This window comes from Pseudoalteromonas sp. A22, assembly GCF_018141345.1.
Lineage (GTDB): Bacteria > Pseudomonadota > Gammaproteobacteria > Enterobacterales > Alteromonadaceae > Pseudoalteromonas > Pseudoalteromonas maricaloris.
This window is the reverse complement of sequence record NZ_CP047237.1, coordinates 816047-835746: the sequence shown is the minus strand read 5'-3', so window position 1 is coordinate 835746 and position 19700 is coordinate 816047. Positions and strand designations below refer to the sequence as shown.

The following is a 19700-nucleotide window of genomic DNA, read 5'->3' as shown; positions in this document are numbered from 1 at the left end:
TTACATTGTAAATCAAAGTGCAATAACGGTTTTTCACCCTTGATACTGCATTGATTTGTGGCACCACTATTCCTGTTCTATCTTTATGTAACAATCTTTTCATAATTAGGGATACTCAGAATGAAAAGTGTTAAGGCAAAACTTATTTCTGCGGTAACTGCGGGTTTAGTGGTAATGCTCATCGGTGCGATGATTACTGTTTTGGTGATGAAACGCGTCGCGGAGCAGTATGACAGCATGATAGACAATGAATTGGCTGCTCGCGAGCAAATAAACATAGTGCTCGATGATTTCAAAACCCAAGTACAAGAGTGGAAAAATGTACTCATTAGAGGAAGAGATCCTGCCCAGCTAAATAAATATTGGTCAAGATTTGAAACCAAAGAAGCTGAGGTACAAAAGCAACTCAGTTCAATTGTTTCAGCTTATGCATTACCAACTACCCTTGAAAATAAGTTGCGCGAATATCAAAAAGAACACCTCACCTTAGGACAAAAATATCGTGAAGCAGTGGAACTATTCAAAAGTTCAGGCTTTGATATTAACCTTGCTGATGCTTCAGTAAGTGGAATAGACCGCCAAGCAAGTGTTTACTTACTTGAAATTAATGAGCAAATTAACGCGTTAGTAGACACGAGAACGAGTGAAATTGTCGCGACAAAAAACCAACTTATCTTTTTTAGTACCCTAGGACTCATCATTATTGCGCTTGTGACTTTAGGATTACTGACTTGGTATATGCAGCATTTAATCACTCGTCCAATCCGCCGTGCATCTGATGTGGCGAAAGCAATTGCGAGTGGTCGATTAGACAACAACGTCGTTGTACACAGTAACGATGAAATAGGTAATTTACTGGCAAATTTACGGCAAATGCAAACTAGCTTACTTGATGCGACTCAAAAGCTAGAGCTACAAGCAAAAGAAAACTTACGGATCCGTTATGCGCTAAATAACGTGGCCGCGCCCGTGCTTTTATGTGATGACAGTAATCAAGTGATCTACGTAAATGCACAATGTGATTCTTTATTTGATCGTTACCGCACTGCGTTAAGTGTGCCGACTGAAGTCGTTAATCATCCAATTCCCGACGCTTTACTTCACAGCTCTAAAGCACTGCACCAGGCTGCGGGTCAATTAGTACGTCAGCTAGAGTGGGAGTGGTGCGTAGGTGACATAATCATTGCAGTAACCGCCAACCCAGTTTCTGATCAAAATGGTAGGGTGTTAGGTACGGTATTTGAATTTAAGGATTTAAGCCAGACAAGACGTGCAGAACAACAGGTTGAACAGCTCATTAAGTCAGCTTCCGATGGCAAACTGAGTGAACGTATAAACCTTGAGGGATACGTTGGCTCTATGAAATTAATAGCCAGCGGACTTAACAAACTACTTGATGCTGTTGAGCAGCCCATTAGCCAAACAAAACAATATCTTACTTCGCTTTCAAAAGGAGAAATTCCCGAGCAGATTAGCGGTGAGTTTAAGGGCGAATTTGCGCAAATACATATGGCCTTACAACGCGCCACCTCATCACTATCGTTACTTATTGAGGATACTTACAGTTTAGTTGCCGCCGCAGGAGAAGGGGAGCTCTCTACTCGCGCGGATGAAGCCAAACATCAGGGTGAATTTCGGAAAATCATTCGTGGCGTTAATGAAACGCTTGATGCGGTCTCTAAACCCGTAGCCCTTACTAGTGGGTATCTAGAAAGTATCGCAAAAGGAGAATTACCCGCCTTAACGAATGATGGTTATAAAGGAGAGTTTGATAGCATCTATCAAAGCCTCTTTGCTTGTGTTGGTGCGATTAAATTGATGCTAACCGATGCCGAAAAGCTTGCTGAAGCGGCCAGCGAAGGAGACTTGCATCATAGAGCAGACGCTAGCAATCACCATGGCGCATACGCCTGCATAATTACAGCCATGAATGAAACGCTGGACTCGATTGAAGCGCCACTTAAGGAGTGCATGAATGTGATGGATGGGCTGTCTCAGGGAAATTTAACTCGCCAAGTTGAAAAAAGTTATGCGGGTGATTTTGCGCTGCTGAAACAATCGGTGAATACCAGTGTTGGCAACTTAGCTAATATGATGCAAAAGCTACTCGCCATGGCGGAATCCATCACGGTTTCGGTACAGCAGATCACCACAGGCATCGAAGAGTTAAGTGAACGATCCTCTTCTCAAGCTGCATCTATTGAAGAAACACGGGTATCAGTTGGTGAAATCACCGAAACCGTGCACTCAAACGCCAGTAATGCGCAATCTGCTAATCAGTTGGCCATTGAAGTGAACCAGCAAGCACAGCAAGGTGGAAAGGTGGTTGAATCAACGATTGAGGCAATGACCGAAATTAGTAAGAGTGCCAAAGAAATACTTACCGTCATTGAGGTTATTGATTCTATTGCGTTTCAAACTAACTTATTAGCGCTGAACGCCTCTGTTGAAGCTGCAAGAGCCGGAGAAAAAGGAAAAGGTTTTGCGGTCGTTGCCTCAGAAGTGAGAAATTTAGCGCTGCGCAGTGCAAGCGCCTCAAAAGACATTTCTGAGTTGTTGGGAAGCAGTAACATCAAAGTGAAGCAAGGATCTAAGCTGGCGTCAGAATCCGGTGAGACGTTAAAAACCATCGTGGAAAGTGTGTATGGACTTGCATCGCAAGTGCAAACTATCGCTGAGGCCTGCAATACGCAATCAAGTGGTATTGAGCAAATTAATCTAGCGATTAAACAAATTGATGGTATCACGCAACAAAACAATACTTTGGTAGAGATGACGAATGCATCGGGGCTGTCATTGTTGAGTAAAGCCAATGAATTGCGAGAGATGGTTGAGCAGTTTGATATCGGCAAGACTAAAGCGGAGTTGATGAAAGTGGTGAGCTAAAGATCAGTAAAATCTAGGGCCTGTTGATCTTTCAAGTTTGTTTTTGCAGCAGTTTGATTGGTATTTATACAAGGCAGAGCCAGCGTAGCATAGTCATTCTATGTAAGTCTGGCGATAAAGACTTTGTGCTCCTGCAAAGTCACCTTACCCCACATCCTTGTGGGGCAACACAGAAGAAATGCTAATCAAGCGCTGCCCTTTGGGTTCATCTGAGTGCGCTTTGTTCATTGTTGCTCAACTTTTGCCTAGATTACTAGGCGGCAAGTCGAGCGTCGCGACCAAAACACACTCAGAAGAACAAAAATCAAACAGCAAAGGTCAACAGGCCCTAGCACATACGGTTGCTAATTTTATTGTTTTTAGGAACATCACGTGACATGATTGGATAAACTTGGTGGCTTTTTAGCCGCTAACAATGTTTAGGGATGAGGCATAAACCATGGTTACACCAATCATTATTATACTGTTACTTTGCAGCCCGTTATTACTCGGTATTATCTATTCAAAGGTAAGAGGCGTACAGGTAGAGACAACAACGCTTGCCTGTTGGGGTCTCGGTATCGCATTTATGTTCTTTTTTATTGGCCATATCGTAAAAGCACAGGGAATGGTAGAAATGTTACCTAGTTGGGTGCCGTATAGGCTTCCTTTGGTGTATTTCACTGGTGTCATCGAACTCGTCGTAGCGATTCTGTTATTTATACCTAAATATCAATTATCTACAGCAAAAGCGGCTATTGCCATTTTTATCCTGTTTTTTCCCGCAAATGTGTATGCCGCGCTCAACAGCGTTGGCTTGGGAGGACATCAGTGGGGACCAGTTTATTTGCTAATTAGAGCACCACTGCAAATCATATTGATTGCTTGGGCATATTTTATGTGTGTAAAACCGCTATCAATGCCTGTGGCTGAAATTAAATAAAGCTCAGCTCAAATAGAACATATAAACAGAAAGAGGAGTGAGATTTCCTCACTTCTCTCTCTGCGTTTTGCGACTATTGGCCTTTTACTTTCTCGTTCTCTAGGCAAGGTTTACCAGCTAAATGAGCCGCCAAAATTTGTGCTATTTTGTCTGTTAGCCAGCTCGGACCTTCGTCAGTCATGTCGTTGTGTTTTGCATTCGCTATCGTGACAACACAATCCTGATATTTTTGCTTTTCAGCAATATTTGGTAACACTCCTTTGTCTGCTGGAAAGTCACTTGCTCGTATCGACAATACCTTTACATCAAGGCTTCTCGGTAATGGCACTCTGCGATGGTCTAGCGTAATGATTTGGCTTACAAATTTAGCGCCGTGATTGATTAACCATGCTGAAATGTCACCGCCATTAGAATGGCCAATTAAGAGGATATGCTCAAAGTCAAAGGTGGTGAACTTCAGCTTAAAGTAATCGTGAATAAACATTAGCGTATCAGCGCCACGCTGCCAGTTTTCTGCGCGTGTTTCGTATAAGTTCCCTTCGACGGAAAGAGGAGGGTCAGTTGCAAGCTCATGGCCTACAGTAATAACCAAATATCCTGCTTGGTTTAGCGTCTTGACCAAGAATTGATATTCGGTATGTGAGACACCATAGCCGGCGCTTAGCAGAGCAACGGGACAAAGCGCTGTAGTTGAGCAGTTATCGGTATTGGATGGTTGATGAATTTCTACAGGAATTGCTCTATCACGAGCGGGATCAATCACGGTTTCAGCGGCCAAGGTGAATGGCAGACATAGCAATAATAAAAATGAACGTAACATATTTATCCTAAAAAATAGTGGCGCTCAGCAAAAGCCAAAAGCGCCACAACTGGTTGGAGTCTTTTACAAGTTATTCAAAAATTGGTTAACTGATACTAGCTCTCTTTGCTTTTGCATAATGCAGGTATTTGTTGCCAATTCCAGTTGTTTAAGTGATTTACTTAAGCCTTCTATCTCGTTTTGCATTGGTCCAAAAAACTGCTGCGCCTGTTTTAGCGCATCTGCGTCACAGTACGAAAAAAGGTAAAAAGGTAGCTGTGACTTGGCAAAAGGAGGGAAGCGTTCCTTTAAGCGCTCAAAGTGCTGATAAAACCACTTTTGATAAAGCGCTTTTCGCTCATCGCCTTTACCATTCCCGCTTAATATGTAATTAAAGTCTGAGGCTGTTACATGCTCGCTTAGGGCATAATCTAGTACTTGTTGTTGCAATTCTTGAGGACCAAAATACCCCATGGCAAGCAATAGGTTAGTACGCTGAGTTGGGTTATTAGTAGTTTCAAATACCTTTTTGTACGACTTCAACAGCTCAGCATCACCGTAATAAGCGGCAATTTGCAGGAAACTTCTCGCCAAGTAGGGGTCAACTTTATCAGGTGACGTTAAATATAAACTCGCTTGTTTTTTGGCATGCGTAATAATGGTTTGATGCTTGGTCTCGAAAGCCAGTGCTCTAACCAATGCTGCACGTATTTCCGATGTGGCAGCTGGTTCATTTGCATTTGCCTTAAGTCCATATCGAGAAAATGCAGGCTCAACATAAGTGGTATAAAGTTTCTTCCAAAGTAACTTATTTGAATCGTCTTCATACTGTTTATGTTGTGATAGTAATTGAGTAAGAGCGGCCTTTGCTACTTTGGGATGAGTGTCGTTAATAAACTCACTGAGTGTTAACATCAACGCATTGGCATTTATTTTTCCAGACTCCATCAGCGCGTCAACATTGCTTAGTAAGTCTAATCTCTCCCGCTCGTTTAGCTTGTTTGGGGCATGTGATATTAGGCTTGCGAGTTGAGACTCAGAAAGATCCCAGCGGTAATAACCTGTCGCATTGTCGTTTGGTAAGATCCACTCAGGCTCAAAGTCTAATTTAATCTGTTGTGTCTTGGAGTCTAGAAGTATTGTCTTAGTGGCCGTTTTGTCACCTTTACCATAGCGCAATGTTATGGGGATATGCCAAGTTTGTGCTGCCGCTTCTTGCCCTTTTATTACAAAACGTTGTTGGGATAAGGTGGCATTCTGACCATCTAACTTAATCGTCAAAAGTGGAAATGAAGCTTGTGATACAAATGAGTTTAGCACTGTCGCAACATCTTTATTAGACACTTTACCCAGCTCATTCCAAAGATCTTTGGCTTCTGCATTTTTATAAGCAAATTTACGGATATAATTGCGCATGCCTTGCTTGAATACGGCTTCCCCAAGCCACTGCTCAACCATGTAAAGTACCGCGCTACCTTTGCTGTACGCAAGTCCCAAGCCGTCTGTTACATCAGACTCTGTAATAACCGGTTTGCGGATCGGTGAGGTAGTTGCTTGAGCGTCATAGGGCATGGCCCTGTGTTGAGATAAGGATAAATTTGTCTCTAGCTCAGGAAACAACTGTAATGTGATCTTTGCAGCCATCCAAGTGGCAAATGCTTCGTTTAACCACAGATCATTCCACCATTTCATCGTAACTAGATTACCATACCATTGGTGTGCGAGCTCATGAGCAATAACGTTCACATGCGAAGTTTGCGCTTGTCTTGTCGACGTTGCTGGATCGATAAGTAATATATCTTCTCGGTAAGTCACAAGGCCTGCATTCTCCATTGCTCCGAACGGAAATTCAGGGACTGCGACTTGGTCTAGTTTTTTATAGACATAGGGTAAGTCAAAATAGTCTTCAAGTGCTTTGAGTATCTTTGGCGTGTTTTCGATGGAATAAGCGGCAAGATTTGATTTCTTTTGTGGGGTAATAATGTTACCTGGAACCGACATCCCTTTAACATCAAGTACTTCGAATGGGCCAACGGACAAGGCAACTAAATAAGAAGGAAGGGGCGGCGTCTTGTCGAAGTAGTGGGTGGTCATGCCATTTGACTTTTTGGTCTCTAAAACAGGTGTGTTGGCGAATACTTTTTGATCGTCAGGGGCGGTAATAGTGAGTTGAAATGGAATTTTATACTCAGGTTCATCAAACGTTGGTATTGCTCTTCTTGCATCACTCATCTGAAACTGAGTAAATAAGTAAGGCACGCCATTGTCTAAGGTTTTATAGAGACCGACGCTATTGCGATTGTAAGGGGCGGTATAGTCAATAGTAAGCGTGTAGCGACCCGGTTGCAGTGTTTTTTCGCAACTTAGTCTCACTTTACCGGTTTCGAGCATTTTATCTCTGAGCTCACACGACGCTTTTCCGACTAACTCAGCAGAGTTGATTGCATAGTCTAATCCGTTGAGCTCAATAAATTGGGTGGCTTTGAGCACCTCAAGTTTTATAGTCGTGTGTCCTGAAAAACGCTCCTTAGATGGATCTAAGTTAAATGTGACTGCTTGTTCTATCGGTTTAGCTACGGTGGCTAGACGATGAAGTTCAGCATTAGATTGGGCATCAACAGAAGCACTAGTAGCTAGTAAAATAGCACTGCATATCAGAGATTTAGATAGCATAAAAATCCTTTATCCATATTTGTTATTGTTGTAATCAATGTGCTGTATGTTGTCACTAGGTGTGAACAACACATAATGAATGCGATGTTCCATTTACTTTAACACAACTTGTTGCAAAAAGAGTGTGGATAAAGGTTTGCTATCCGAACAATATTTAAAATACTAAGTAATATCAATAAATTGTAGCGGTGGACTAGTCGACTTTTTGTGTAACAAAAATTGTAACAGGCTCCACCGTACTTAATTAACCTGAGGTTTGGATAAGGAATGTTCCAACTCATTGTTGCTAAAGCACAACTTAGTTTTTTCCTTGTCTAGCCAGAGAGTTTTAGGGAAAACACCGCTTCCGCGTCCTGCTCTCGCTAAGGTACCTACATCCTGTAGGCAAGGCGAATTTACGCACCAATAGCTGGCTATTGGAAGTGAATTCAACGCAGTTAGCGCTAAAACTGGCTGCTAGAAAGGCATTAATTATCCGCAGCTCAGGTTAATTATGTTCCCACATATTGAAACTACTTATGTTTCACTGTGTGTTCTAACTTCAGATAGGCTCCGATTATATTTAACCAGTGTAATAACCGTGACTTTGGCTTTGATTTGCAATAATTCATTGTTGCTCCTGTCGTAGTAGTGAGTAACCTGAGTTCAGGTTAAGTAATTTATGACTGTATCTTGGGTCAAAATATGGCAGGATACCAACGATAGTTAATTACAATTAATATAAGTTGAGCTTATGGATAAGAGATTAAGGCACTTAAGTGCACTACGCTGTTTTGAGAGTGCAGCTCGGCTCCAAAGTTACACTCAAGCTGCGCTCGAATTGAACATTACGCAAGCGGCAGTAAGTCAACAAATGCGGCAACTGGAAAATGCACTTGCAGTTAAGCTTTTTGTAAGAAAAGGCCGCAATATGCACTTAACTGAAGCCGGCGAAGTGTTGTTAATGTCTACTCAAAGTGCGTTTAAGCGCATTATTGGGGGATTAAATCAAATTCAAACGCAAGAATTGGCTGGTAGCTTGACCATAACGTCAACCCAGTCTTTTTGCTCTTTATGGCTAATGCCTAACTTATCTTCGTTTTACGAGTCTCATGACGACATCCAAATTCGTGTGCTTGGCTCTAATCGCTTTGAAGATATTCGTTTAAATCATATTGATATCGCGATCCGGTTTTCTACTAAGAAAGAATTAGCGTGTCCCGCCGGACTTGAGCAGCTATATCTGGGGGAAGATAGCAACTATCCTGTTTGTTCACCAAGCTACAAAGAAGCGCTGCAAATTAAGTCTCCGAGTGATTTAGCAAGATGCAACCTTATTCACCACGACGATGACAAAGTAAGCTGGGAGCAGTGGTTTGAGTCTCAGGGGATATGCGGTTCAAGTATTTGTGCCAAAGGCCCACACACTCGAGTCTCTTCTAATGACATGGCATTGAGTGCGGCGCTTAAAGGCCAAGGTGTTGCAATCGTCTCCAAAGAGCTATTTTTAGACTTTCAACAAGCTGGACTTATTGTGCAGCTTTTTGATATCCCTCACCCTGTGGTATGGCAACGCTATGTGTTATTCGATCCCTATTCACCAAAAAGAGCTCGGATCCAAGTATTTATTGATTGGCTTATTAACCACTTGCCATAAGGCCTAGTTATGGCTCATTAATTGAGCCACTTTCGTATTATTTCATGAATGCGGAAGTAAATGTGAACTTGAAATAAATATTAAACTAAAATTTAACATTGCCGAATTAGACTCCGTTCCCGCAAGGAAAACTAGCAAGGATGCCAACATTCAAATACCGAGGAAACGATGAAAACTTATACTCTCACGCCAGCCGTGTTGATGCTCATGAGCAGCGTCGTCAATGCCGAACCTGAAGTTCACTACGAGTCTTGTAAATCCACTTTTAACTATCTAGCCGCACAGTATCAAGGGACGACGGATAAAAATAATTCAGGTTCGCAGTGGTGCTATTTAAAACAAAGCATTGAAGGCGCAACATGGGGTCATGTCAGAACAGAAACCATCCCAGAATTCAAAACAGTAACCGGAAAAGCGTGTAAAACGCCATCGGAGTATCAGGGTGAAAAATTTTATGGCTGTACAACCCGAAATCACACCGCACCTTGGTGCTATGTTGAAGAAGGTGGCTGGGAAGAGTGCCAACCAGAAGCGCCGCCAGCGCTTTTAGCTCACACTCAACCCCTACAAAGTAAGCGATTAGATAGAGTTGCACTTGGCTCATGTTTCAAAACCAAAGGAGATATGCCCGAAGCGCTCGCTAAACTGATTGGTCAACAACCGGACCTATTTCTTTGGTTAGGGGACAATATCTACGCAGATACCACCGATATGGCAGTGATGCGCCAGAAGTACGATGATAAAAAGAACAATAGTGAGTATCGCAAGTTTTTAGAGGCTAAGATCCCAGTGATGGCGACTTGGGATGACCACGATTTTGGTTGGAACAATGAAGGCAAACATTATCCACAGAGAGTAAACGCACAGAAAGAATACTTACGTCACTTTGATGTTGATAAGGCTGATCCAAGACTAAACGGTCAAGCTGGTATTTACGAAGCCAAAATGCTGGGGGGCTCGGGGGAAACCACACATGTGATCACATTGGATGCCCGTTACTTCCGCTCTCCAACCTTTTCAAGTTACGGTGCGTGTGAAGGTGAAAGTAGCACCATATTGGGAGAGGCGCAGTGGCAATGGCTTGAGCAAGAGTTACAAAAGCCATCAGAAATCAAGCTCATTGCAAGCGGCATTCAAGTACTGCCTCCGCTGCATCAAGGCAGAAGTAAAACTAACTACTGTGCTTATGGAGACGGCAAAACATTTAATGCTGCCATCGCGTCATTAGAAGAAACAAATATGTCTGGTACTAGTTATGAGTCTTGGGCTGAAATGCCAGCACAAAGAGAGCGTTTGCTTAGGTTGGTACAGAAATCAGTGAACGAAGGTAAGACTAAGGCCGTCGTGTTTTTGTCTGGCGATCAACATTGGGGAGAGCTTTTGCAAAAGACTATTCCCGCAAGCAGCACATATGGTCAAGCAGTTAACGTCTACGAAGTGACGGCATCAGGGTTTGGTCAAAACTGGCCTTATCATATCGAAAACCCATTAAGGTTACCGATCTACGCAGATGACAAAGGGGATGGCAATTTTGCCAAAGCATGTCAGTTACCGTTCAAATATGCAGGTGTAACCTACCAAGGTTGTATTACGCGAGACAACGATAAGCCCTGGTGTTATACCCAAGTGGATGATAACCAAAAAGGTATTGAAGGTGAGTGGGGCAACTGTGCGCCAGCAGGTGCCAGTATTCCAACCGGACGAGTTGGTGCAATAAGCAAAGACATCGCAAAGTTGACAACATCTAACCGCCATTTGATTAATAAATCGGGAAGTAACTACGGCTTGATAGATATAGATTGGCAAAATCGTGAACTGAAAATGTCTATTGAAACGGCAAACGAGGAAGCGGTTTCAACTATTATCAAGTTTTGATGTTTCGTTATTAGCTGAGCTTAGTGCTCAGCTAATAAGATAGTAACTCTTTGTAAACTATCGAAATAAAATGTATATTGCGTGCAATCTAGGAAGAAAGCAGGTAAACTGCACTTCGGATAGTACTTCAGGCAAATTAAAAGGACATTAATTTGAAATTTGTTATTTCACTTTTACCCGCACTTTTTTTGACTAAATTAGTTTTTTATCTTACTGATTTTGAATATTTTTTATTCGAAGATCCCTTTGACTTCGGTAAATTGCTTATCGATATCAGCGTTTTTGGATTCTTTTATTTTATCGCTATTTTAGCTTACGAGTACTTCTTTGGTGAAAAGTTAGAGCTCAAGCGCCAAGTCTCGAACAAAAGAACGAAAGGTTCAACGTAAGTCTATTGAGAGCTCGAAGGTTTTTTATAAGGCTCTAGTAAGCGAAACACCAAAAAACCAACCGCGCTTAATACAATTGCAATTTCATATCGTTGATAAGCGCTTGAGATCCCTATTGCCCCGGTTAACCAAATACCTGCAGCGGTTGCTGTGCCATGTGTGGAATTATCATTTTTCACAATAGAGCCGCCACCAATAAAGCCAATTCCAGTAATGACACCGTACATTACTCTTGCTTGCGCTTCATGTGACTCAAATACATCCATACTTGTTAAAATAAAAGCACAACAGGAAATAGCGACTAATGGGAATGTTCTAAGCCCCGCACTATCAGAGCGACTTTCTCTATTAATAGCCAAAGGTAGGGGGGGAAGGTGTTTATTGAACTTATCGCTTTTAATAAGTTAACTAACTTCTTATCCCAAGCTCAGGTTAACTAAAAATGCAAAAATAATTTGGTAAAAGTGATACCAAATGAGTGCTAAATCAATATTAATCCAATCTGGCATTTTTTATCTCCTATACTGTTATTGGGTTAATGCAAAAGGCATTCCTTTGAGTTGGCATAACCCATGCAGAATGAAAGCGTCTATAACTTTTAGGAGAGAACAATGGATTTATTGAGGATCATAATTGCAATCCTGCTTCCACCACTTGGTGTATTCTTGCAAGTCGGTCTTGGCGGGGCTTTTTGGTTAAATATTTTGCTGACATTGTTGGGTTATATACCAGGAATTGTGCATGCAGTGTGGGTGATCGCCCGTCGGTAAAAAGCGGACAACAAGTAACAATAACACGGTAATCTTTGCAGGGGATTATCCTGCAAAGATCTCCAGCACGATTGGCATTACTGAAAGCACAAGTAATGCAGCCATCACAAAATTAAACCATCCAAGGCTTTGCTCATTTTTTTAATACATGTTGCAGCGATGAACCAAGCACTAACCTGATCCCAACACAAGGAAATGACACCAACAGAAAGACAATGGTGATCATCAAGTTTTGACTCATAAAGTTTGTACCAGCGGAGGTATAAGTTGAAATAGTACCTATTGCCACAATCCTGTTTTTGCGTTTACCCAAAGGCATTTTGTTATCTGCAGTTTAGTCTTTGTTTGGTCGTGACAATTGGATTTCATACTTCACTATTGAGTTTGTGTGTAAAATAGGTAATTAGTCGAGGTGTTGTTTTTGGTTTTGTTATAAGATAACATATTTAAAGTTATGGTATAACATAAATAAAAATAGGATCTCTCTCATGGTATTAAAAGGTAAACTTTTGGCAGTTGCCATTTCTGCAATTCTTCTTTCTGCATGTGGTGGTACTGAGCACACAATCGTAAAAGTAGACCCGCCAGCACAAGATAATGGCAACGATGACGATGGTCATGATGATCACGATCATGGAGATACGATCGCAGACGCAAATGGTCGTCTGTTAGTTACTAGCGCTGAAAGTAACGTTGTGAATGTGTACTCAACGGCGGATAAATCACTTATCGACTCGATTGGCGTTACCCACTATCCAAAATATGTATATAGCTCTGAAAATCACCGCTTTGCTGTCTTGGTGCAACGTGACCAAGGTTTAGTAGAATTTATTGATGGCGGTTTATATGAAGAGGAGCATGGCGATCATCACCATACTCATGAAGAAGCGCCTGCACTTGCTTCGTTCCATTTAGAATCAGTGAAGCCAACACACGTTACAGTGGGCGAGTCGGGTATTGCTGTGTTCTCAGATGGCGACAAAGACAGCCAACAAAATGCCAGTGCCGCGATGTTTAGTGAAGCGCATATTAGCGGCGAGCAAAGCGAAGTCGCTGCATTACATTACGACACTTACATGCACGGTGCAGCGCAAGCTAGAGGTGAATTTTTAATTAGCACAATCAGAGACCCTCAAACCGAAACTTCTCTACCTTCGCAAATTGGTTTGTATCATGCGCATGGTGACCATTTTCATCAAGAGCAGGTATTTAACGTAAGTTGTCCTGCACTTCACGGCAGCGCGCAAAATGAAGAAGCTGTGGCATTTGGTTGCGGTGACGGTGTTGCGCTTATCACTCAGCAAGGTGAAAGCTTTAGTGCAGTAAAACTAGCTAACCCAGATTACTTTGCTGACGGGCAGCGAATTGGCACCCTTAAAGGCCACCATGATGCAGAGCAGTTTATCGCATCAGCAGGTAATGATGTGCTGATGGTTGACCCTGAGCATGGCCATATCGAGAAGCTTGAATGGCAAGTAAGTGATAACTATCGCATTGCTAGTTTTGGATTTAGCTTTGCGGGTGAGCATGTTGTGGTGATGGATACCTCAGGTAAACTCAGCATTTTTGCCGGTCATGATCATGATGGCGAGCACCATTTTGAAGCCGCAGGTGAAGTACAAGTAAGTGATGCTGATTTAACTACGATGCCAGAAGGTCATGGCTTCCAAATTACATTTTCTCATTCAGAACAAGCAGTATATGTGAGCGACCCAATTGCAAAACAAATTAAAAAGTTTGATTTAGAAGAAGCCAAACTGGTAGACACATTTGAGCTAGATTACGTACCAGAAAAACTAGTATGGCTTGGTATTGCAGCAGAGGAGTCTCACGACCATTAATACTTAACCTGAGGTTCGGAAAAGGAATGAGCCTACTCATGTAGTCCCTGACAATTTTTAACACTGTAGATAGTGGCTTTGCCACCTTAGTTAAGCTAAGGTGGCTTTTTTTAAGGAAAAAATATGAGAATTAGACCAGCCACCATCAACGACTTAACTAACCTGAGGTTTGGATAACGAATGTTCCAACTCATTGTTGCTAAAGCACAACTTAGTTTTTTCCTTCTCTAGCCAGAGAGTTTTAGGGAAAACACCGCTTCCGCGTCCTGCTCTCGCTAAGGTACCTACATCCTGTAGGCAATGCGAATTTACGCACCAATAGCTGGCTATTGGAAGTGAATTCAACGCAGTTAGCGCTAAAACTGGCTGCTAGAAAGGCATTAATTATCCGCAGCTCAGGTTAACTAAACTTCTAGACTTAGAACAGCAAGTGGTTGAAGCAGAGCGTCCGTATAACGCAGCAATCAAATCGCAAGACGCCAAATACTATGATCTTGAGAAATTACTCACTTGTTCAAATACGTTAGTGGTTGTTGGTGAAGTGTCAGAGCAAATAGTCGCAACAGGATATGTGCAGATAAGGGCGTCTAAACAGCAGTTACAGCACACGCAGCATGGTTATCTTGGTTTTATGTATGTAACACCAGAGCATCGTGGTAAAGGTTTAAATCAAGAGATCATGGAGCACTTAATCGCTTGGTGTAAAACCCAAAACGTCAACGACTTTTACCTTGATGTATACAGTAGTAACGCCGCAGCAATTCGCGCTTATGAAAAAGCGGGATTTACACCTTGCCTGCTTGAAATGAAGCTGCACCTAGACTAACCAAAGATCACAGCCAACCTTTGTGTTTAAAGAATAAATAAGGCGCAAAACCAGAGAGCAGCATAATAGCAATGGCAAAAGGATAGCCCCATGCCCAGTTTAGCTCTGGCATATTATTAAAATTCATCCCATACACACTGGCAACCACAGTGGGCGGCAAAAATACGACAGAGGCAATGGAAAAGGTTTTAATAATTTGGTTTTGTTCGATATTGATAAAACCCTGCGTAGAATCCATCAAAAAATTCACCTTATCGAAGAGAAAGGCGCAGTGCGACATTAGGGTTTCGATATCTCGTGTGACTTCACGTAGCGTTTCTCGCTCTTCAGATTGCACCCCCACATGACGCATTAAAAACGAGATATTGCGCTGCGTATCCATCAAACATAAGCGCACTTTACCGTTGGCATCTTCTAGCCTTGAAATACGACTAACAGCTTCTTCTAGATCTGAGTCTTCTTCCTCAAGCACATAGGCACTGAGCTTTTCAAGCTGGTGGTGCATATCCTCAAGCATATCCGCATGGTTTTCGACTTTTTGGTCGAACAAAGTCACTAACAGCTGTTTTGGGTTATCGCACGCCACTTGCCCTTTACGCGCACGCAGTCGCAGCAACCTAAAATCCGCAAGTTCGTCATCACGAATGGTTAATAAGCAGTTTTTTTGTAATAAGCAGGCCACGGTCACCGTATTAAAACGCCCGTCATTGGGAGACATAAACAAAGCGTGTACATGCAGACCTTCGCTGTCGATAAAACAGCGCGAAGAGGCTTCAATTTCCTCTACGTCATCCGCACCAGGAAGGGTAATATTTAGCGTGTTTGCTAGGGCAACTCGCTCCTCCTCAGTGGGATTAATAGTATCTATCCAATGGGCGTTTTTGATTGCTATTTCAATCGGGGTGTCGGTGCTTGGTTCCATTTCGGAAATTACACCGTGTTCAATCGAAAAAAACCTCAGCATCTCATTACTCTACACGACGACTCTTTGGCAAAGTATAAGAGTGAATGTATTAATCAACAATGACAATCCAAGGATTATCCGCAGATTATTCAGCTTGATAGGTGTAGATATTACGCGCCGCAACCGAGTTATTCATAATTGTTGTGTAATTAGCAACCAATTTAAAGCCATGGCGCTGAAATAAATGATTCACTGCTAAGGCATCTACTCGACAACGAGTGTGGATAGGTTGGCGAGTAGCGGCTAAGGTGTCTTGTAGTAATTGCTTGCCAATTCCTTTGCCGCGAATATTCTCATCAACCATAAAGTTCGAAATATATAGGCCTGACGTAAGATCAAAGCGCGCTTTATCTTTAAAATGCGCGATTGGCACTAGCGACAAACTGCCTATAAGTTGCTGTGTTGAGTCATCAAAAATAACACGTACTTCGCCTTCTTCGATTTCCTTTTCCATAAGCAAGCGAATGGCTGCTTGGTCTATTTCTTCATTACGTGGCGGCGCTGAAAAGGTCGCGATGTATAGCTCAGTAAGCTGCTCAACAATATCGCGGGTTGGGGTAGAGATTATTTCAATCATGTAGATACACTCCGTGTTTTTGGATCAGCTTGATAACTTTCAAGTAAGTGCTCAATATTACGTTTAAACAACTCGCTGGCATGTTCTGTTAGTACCGTATTTTTTGCTATCGCATGCCCTAGATACAAGTTGTATAGCTCGTACGCCGCGCACTGCGCATCAAGCTCAGGATGAAAAATACCGCTTTCTATCCCTTGCACAATTTTATGCTTAATATAGCTAAATAATCGGTTATGTTGCTCGGTAACTTTGGTATGAATAGGGCTGTCTGTATGGCAATTAAATTCAACCAACGCTTTGATAAACGGGCAAGTTGAATGTGGCTCATTAAATAGTTCACGAGTCCAGTCTGCCCAAATAGAAAAGAGCATTTTGAGTTGCACTAGGGGATCTTGGTGCCGTGCCGGTGCGACGACATGCAGCATAAATTGATCTTCACAGTAATCGAGAATCGCCAACTGCATATCTTCTTTACTGTCAAAATGCGAGATAAGCCCGCTGCGAGACAAGCCACAAAGCTTTGCCATAGAACCAATAGTGACTTCTATCAAGCCATATTGGCTACTAAAGCGCATACCTTGCTCTAAAATGGTTTGTCTCGTTCTCTCTCCTTTATTCATCACTTATGCAGTTATTCTTTGAGTAATACGTTGAATAACGCCAGTATCGCCTAAAATGCGGCGATGTCCAAGGCCTGAGGTTTGGATTAAACGCTCAGGGGTGGCAGCGATAAGCGACTCTACGTGTTCAAATGGCGCAAATCGGTCCTCGGTATCGTGAATAAATGTCGGCTTAAACTTAAGTACACCGTCGTGGAATTTATCTCTGATCAAATGCCAATGCGTGCCATATCTTGTGGTGATAGCGCCCAATACTTGGTGTAGCATTTTTTCAGAAATGCCCGCTCGCGCAACGCGCTCAAACATCAGCTCAAAAAACTGCACGGGAGTTGCAACATTAATAACCACGCGATTTTCTAGCCGATAATCTGGTAAGTTCATCAGCGCCACAGCGCCCATAGAATGGCCCACCAAAGCCACGATATCATGGCGATCGGCTTCTAGCTTCTCAATCAGGGTATCCAGTGCTTCAACAAAAGCCAGCAAATGGGCTTGCTTACCATGAGATTGCCCATGACCAACATGATCAATCGCCACAACGCAAAATCCCGCTGCTACGAGTTCAGGGATCAAAGTATCAAAGCAACTGCTGTTATCGGCCCAACCATGACTTAACACAACGGTCTTCGGACCAAGGCCAAACACGTTTACATGAACGCGACCAAGCGAGGTAAAAATATTGAACTCACCATTGGGTTTTTTATTTTTAAACTGATACTGACGCTTACCATGCGGGCTCATCAGTAGTACCTGACCTAACCTCGAAGTGATAGGTGGCGCAAGCGTGCACATAAGCCCTGTAACACCCCGACTTATCTTGGTAATAAGCGAGCCGTCTTTGTCATTAAAGTAGCTGAATTTCATCCTGACCTCTAAAAAAGAACACTTGTACTTTATTAAAATAGAACAGCTGTACTTTTTTGTAAAGCATAACTACCACCTTTTAATATTGCAGCTGGTTTACCGAGCGATACACCTCCGCGTAGGAGCTGGTTCACCCAGCGATCTTTATGAGGCACCAACCGCTGCACAAAGCACTTTATACTGACTCCACACCCCGCGTAGGAGCTGGTTCACCCTGCGATCTTTATAAGGCACCAACCTCTGCACAAAGCACCTTATACTGACTCCACACCACCGCAAAGGAGCTGGTTCACCCAGCGATCTTTATAAGGCACCAACTGCTGCACAAAGCACCTTATACTGACTCCACACCACCTCGTAGGAGCTGGTTTACCCAGCGATCTTTTTAAAACGCCGGCTGCGGATTACTCACGGCTATGGGGGCATACCCTCAATAAGGTTTGTCTTTAAAGAACGGTTAAACGTGAAAAACGATGAAAATGTTTCAAATTACGTAAAGTTGGTGAAGTATTGAGTGTTTTATTGTTTTTTCATTGCAATTTATCGAGAGAAGCTTGTCTTTATATTTAACTAAATGTAATGTTTGGGTTAATTTCAAGGGAGCTAACGTAAAACAATGGTGGACAGATGCAAACGCCAGAGGAATATGAGGTAAGCCAGCGGATAGGTAGGTTAATACTTGGGTTAAAGCGTACTAGAGGTATGACCCGAGAAGATGTCTGTAAACGTTTAGGTATAGGCTCGCGCACGTTAGACAATTACTTAAACGGGGTGAGCTCATTTAAACTTGGGACATTGTTAAAGTTTGCGGATCTTTGCAAGGTAAAGCTGGCTGATATTTTGGATGATACCGACGCGCTGAAGCGCTTGTATCCTGAGAATTTTAAAGACAAAGGCAATATCTTTTTACTATTTATGAGTTCTATTGTCAGCGTTTTAGTATTTGAAGTTATCTTCATTGCACTACTGATCTTGTTATTTTTTTATGCGCGTAATGACAAGAATAGCCAAAGCATTGTTGCAATTTTTATATTTGCTTTTTCGTTAGAAATCGCCGTTGTTTACTGGCTTAAATTTGTATTGATCCCAGCTATTGAAAGCTATTACATTGAAAATATCTATGCTTTTGCGACTCAACTTTTACTGAGTTTACTGCTGGCGTTAATGATCAAATACAGAATGTTTTTAGGTGCGTGGTTTACCAAAGGGAATTCAGCCAGCATTTTTGAGAAGAACCAAGTAGACGCGCCGCTTTATGCACTCGCATGTACGTTAGCTTTGATTGATTTTGCCGCATTGATGGAAAACTTTATCCGTAACCTAGAGCATTTAGGTATAGATGAAGAAGTTGCCAAACCATTTTGGGAGCTGACCTTTATGTTTGATTACTTTGCTTATATTAAGGCCGTGCCTTATCTGCTCTGTATGTTTGTTTTATACGCAGGAATAACAGCGCGTCGTAAGCAGGTTTTAAATAAAGCAAATGCTGCGCCTACACAATAATGTGAACATTTTCACATAAAAATAGAGAAGTTTGTGTGTTTTTAATTATTGATTTTTTATGATCTGCAAAACAACAAATAAGCAGGTTTAGCGAGGGTTGCTTGAATCAATTGATACCAAAAATTCAAATATAGCGATAAGTTTGTTTATATTTTGGGTTGTTTTGCAAGTGTGCACCTAAAAATAGTACTGTCATCTACTTGTCTTTATATTTAACCGGATGTAAACTTTTGGTTAACTTGGTTGGGGTGATTGAGAGATATGGTGGGGCGATGCAGACGCCAGAAGAATACGAGGTGAGCCAGCGTATCAGCCGATTGATACGGGGGCTAAAGCGCAAAAAAGGGATGACCCGAGAAGAGGTTAGCCGGCGTTTAGGTGTGGGTGACAGGACCCTTGATAACTATTTAAATGGCTCTAGCTCCTTTAAGCTTGGGACATTGCTTCGGTTTGCTGAAATCTGTAAAGTAAAGTTATCAGATATTTTAGAAGATACAGATAAGCTCTCTGGCCTGTATGGAGAAAAAAGTGAGGAAAAGAACAATGAAGGCTGCA

17 protein-coding genes and 1 pseudogene are annotated in these 19700 nt (G+C 42.2%); 11 read left to right on the top strand and 7 right to left on the bottom strand.

Features of this window, described 5'->3' with window-relative positions; genetic code table 11:
* Positions 1-120: 120 nt before the first annotated feature.
* From GSF04_RS03250 to GSF04_RS03245, 3 genes are all read left to right on the top strand, one after another.
* Complete coding sequence (locus GSF04_RS03250; RefSeq protein WP_211856580.1) at positions 121-2886, top strand: methyl-accepting chemotaxis protein; 2766 nt, start codon at positions 121-123, stop codon at positions 2884-2886.
* A gap of 178 nt (positions 2887-3064) precedes the next feature.
* Positions 3065-3262: a hypothetical protein gene (locus tag GSF04_RS23485; RefSeq protein ID WP_010369908.1), complete on the top strand. Its 198-nt coding sequence runs from the start codon at positions 3065-3067 to the stop codon at positions 3260-3262.
* Positions 3263-3325: 63 nt separating this feature from the next.
* The gene (locus GSF04_RS03245) at positions 3326-3808 is read left to right on the top strand and encodes a hypothetical protein (RefSeq protein WP_193521667.1); all 483 of its coding nucleotides are present in this window, start codon (positions 3326-3328) and stop codon (positions 3806-3808) included.
* Between the two features lie 73 nt (positions 3809-3881).
* On the opposite strand, the gene GSF04_RS03240 is transcribed toward GSF04_RS03245, so the two are convergent.
* Positions 3882-4628: an alpha/beta hydrolase gene (locus GSF04_RS03240; protein WP_211856578.1), complete on the bottom strand. Its 747-nt coding sequence runs from the start codon at positions 4626-4628 to the stop codon at positions 3882-3884.
* 63 nt (positions 4629-4691) lie between these two features.
* Complete coding sequence (locus GSF04_RS03235; protein WP_211856576.1) at positions 4692-7280, bottom strand: M1 family metallopeptidase; 2589 nt, start codon at positions 7278-7280, stop codon at positions 4692-4694.
* 733 nt (positions 7281-8013) lie between these two features.
* Between GSF04_RS03235 and GSF04_RS03230 the strand changes: the two genes are divergently transcribed.
* The 3 genes from GSF04_RS03230 (at position 8014) to GSF04_RS03220 (ending at position 11180) form a co-directional block, all read left to right on the top strand.
* Positions 8014-8916, top strand: a complete 903-nt coding sequence (locus tag GSF04_RS03230) for a LysR substrate-binding domain-containing protein (protein ID WP_211856574.1) — start codon at positions 8014-8016, stop codon at positions 8914-8916.
* Positions 8917-9084: 168 nt separating this feature from the next.
* Positions 9085-10791, top strand: a complete 1707-nt coding sequence (locus GSF04_RS03225) for an alkaline phosphatase D family protein (protein ID WP_211856573.1) — start codon at positions 9085-9087, stop codon at positions 10789-10791.
* 152 nt (positions 10792-10943) lie between these two features.
* Complete coding sequence (locus GSF04_RS03220) at positions 10944-11180, top strand: hypothetical protein (RefSeq protein WP_039496542.1); 237 nt, start codon at positions 10944-10946, stop codon at positions 11178-11180.
* A gap of 2 nt (positions 11181-11182) precedes the next feature.
* Here the strand turns inward: GSF04_RS03220 and GSF04_RS03215 are convergent, their stop codons facing one another.
* Positions 11183-11581, bottom strand: coding sequence for an MgtC/SapB family protein (locus tag GSF04_RS03215; protein ID WP_249122375.1), 399 nt, complete (start codon positions 11579-11581; stop codon positions 11183-11185).
* A gap of 210 nt (positions 11582-11791) precedes the next feature.
* Here GSF04_RS03215 and GSF04_RS03210 point away from each other — a divergent pair, with 210 nt between their 5' ends.
* The 3 genes from GSF04_RS03210 to GSF04_RS03200 all read left to right on the top strand — a co-directional run bounded on the left by GSF04_RS03210 (position 11792) and on the right by GSF04_RS03200 (position 14617).
* Positions 11792-11950, top strand: coding sequence for a YqaE/Pmp3 family membrane protein (locus tag GSF04_RS03210; RefSeq protein ID WP_010369885.1), 159 nt, complete (start codon positions 11792-11794; stop codon positions 11948-11950).
* 488 nt (positions 11951-12438) lie between these two features.
* Positions 12439-13791 (top strand): hypothetical protein, encoded by a 1353-nt coding sequence (locus GSF04_RS03205; protein ID WP_211856572.1) that lies wholly within the window; start codon positions 12439-12441, stop codon positions 13789-13791.
* Between the two features lie 430 nt (positions 13792-14221).
* Entirely contained in the window at positions 14222-14617 is a 396-nt protein-coding gene (locus GSF04_RS03200) for a GNAT family N-acetyltransferase (protein WP_249122325.1), read from the top strand.
* A gap of 7 nt (positions 14618-14624) precedes the next feature.
* On the opposite strand, the gene corA is transcribed toward GSF04_RS03200, so the two are convergent.
* From corA to GSF04_RS03180, 4 genes are all read right to left on the bottom strand, one after another.
* Entirely contained in the window at positions 14625-15581 is a 957-nt protein-coding gene (gene corA / locus GSF04_RS03195; protein WP_045988330.1) for a magnesium/cobalt transporter CorA, read from the bottom strand.
* An 85-nt stretch (positions 15582-15666) separates the two neighbouring features.
* Complete coding sequence (locus GSF04_RS03190) at positions 15667-16158, bottom strand: GNAT family N-acetyltransferase (protein ID WP_211856571.1); 492 nt, start codon at positions 16156-16158, stop codon at positions 15667-15669.
* The gene (locus GSF04_RS03185) at positions 16155-16778 is read right to left on the bottom strand and encodes a TetR/AcrR family transcriptional regulator (protein WP_102058425.1); all 624 of its coding nucleotides are present in this window, start codon (positions 16776-16778) and stop codon (positions 16155-16157) included. Before GSF04_RS03185 ends, GSF04_RS03190 begins: the two co-directional genes overlap by 4 nt.
* Positions 16779-16781: 3 nt before the next feature.
* Positions 16782-17642, bottom strand: coding sequence for an alpha/beta fold hydrolase (locus GSF04_RS03180; RefSeq protein ID WP_211856570.1), 861 nt, complete (start codon positions 17640-17642; stop codon positions 16782-16784).
* A gap of 627 nt (positions 17643-18269) precedes the next feature.
* Here GSF04_RS03180 and GSF04_RS03175 point away from each other — a divergent pair.
* Together GSF04_RS03175 and GSF04_RS03170 are read left to right on the top strand one after the other, a co-directional pair.
* A complete protein-coding gene (locus GSF04_RS03175; RefSeq protein WP_211856569.1) occupies positions 18270-19145 on the top strand; it encodes a helix-turn-helix transcriptional regulator in 876 nt (291 codons plus the stop codon).
* Positions 19146-19417: 272 nt separating this feature from the next.
* A pseudogene (locus GSF04_RS03170) lies at positions 19418-19684 on the top strand (helix-turn-helix transcriptional regulator); the annotation flags it as partial.
* Positions 19685-19700 lie beyond the last annotated feature (16 nt).

Coding starts and splice junctions, on each gene's coding strand:
- GSF04_RS03250 (WP_211856580.1), top strand. CDS start 121: ATGAAAAGTGTTAAGGCAAAACTTATTTCTGCGGTAACTGCGGGTTTA.
- GSF04_RS23485 (WP_010369908.1), top strand. CDS start 3,065: ATGCTAATCAAGCGCTGCCCTTTGGGTTCATCTGAGTGCGCTTTGTTC.
- GSF04_RS03245 (WP_193521667.1), top strand. CDS start 3,326: ATGGTTACACCAATCATTATTATACTGTTACTTTGCAGCCCGTTATTA.
- GSF04_RS03240 (WP_211856578.1), bottom strand. CDS start 4,628: ATGTTACGTTCATTTTTATTATTGCTATGTCTGCCATTCACCTTGGCC.
- GSF04_RS03235 (WP_211856576.1), bottom strand. CDS start 7,280: ATGCTATCTAAATCTCTGATATGCAGTGCTATTTTACTAGCTACTAGT.
- GSF04_RS03230 (WP_211856574.1), top strand. CDS start 8,014: ATGGATAAGAGATTAAGGCACTTAAGTGCACTACGCTGTTTTGAGAGT.
- GSF04_RS03225 (WP_211856573.1), top strand. CDS start 9,085: ATGAAAACTTATACTCTCACGCCAGCCGTGTTGATGCTCATGAGCAGC.
- GSF04_RS03210 (WP_010369885.1), top strand. CDS start 11,792: ATGGATTTATTGAGGATCATAATTGCAATCCTGCTTCCACCACTTGGT.
- GSF04_RS03205 (WP_211856572.1), top strand. CDS start 12,439: ATGGTATTAAAAGGTAAACTTTTGGCAGTTGCCATTTCTGCAATTCTT.
- corA (WP_045988330.1), bottom strand. CDS start 15,581: ATGCTGAGGTTTTTTTCGATTGAACACGGTGTAATTTCCGAAATGGAA.
- GSF04_RS03190 (WP_211856571.1), bottom strand. CDS start 16,158: ATGATTGAAATAATCTCTACCCCAACCCGCGATATTGTTGAGCAGCTT.
- GSF04_RS03185 (WP_102058425.1), bottom strand. CDS start 16,778: ATGAATAAAGGAGAGAGAACGAGACAAACCATTTTAGAGCAAGGTATG.
- GSF04_RS03180 (WP_211856570.1), bottom strand. CDS start 17,642: ATGAAATTCAGCTACTTTAATGACAAAGACGGCTCGCTTATTACCAAG.
- GSF04_RS03175 (WP_211856569.1), top strand. CDS start 18,270: ATGCAAACGCCAGAGGAATATGAGGTAAGCCAGCGGATAGGTAGGTTA.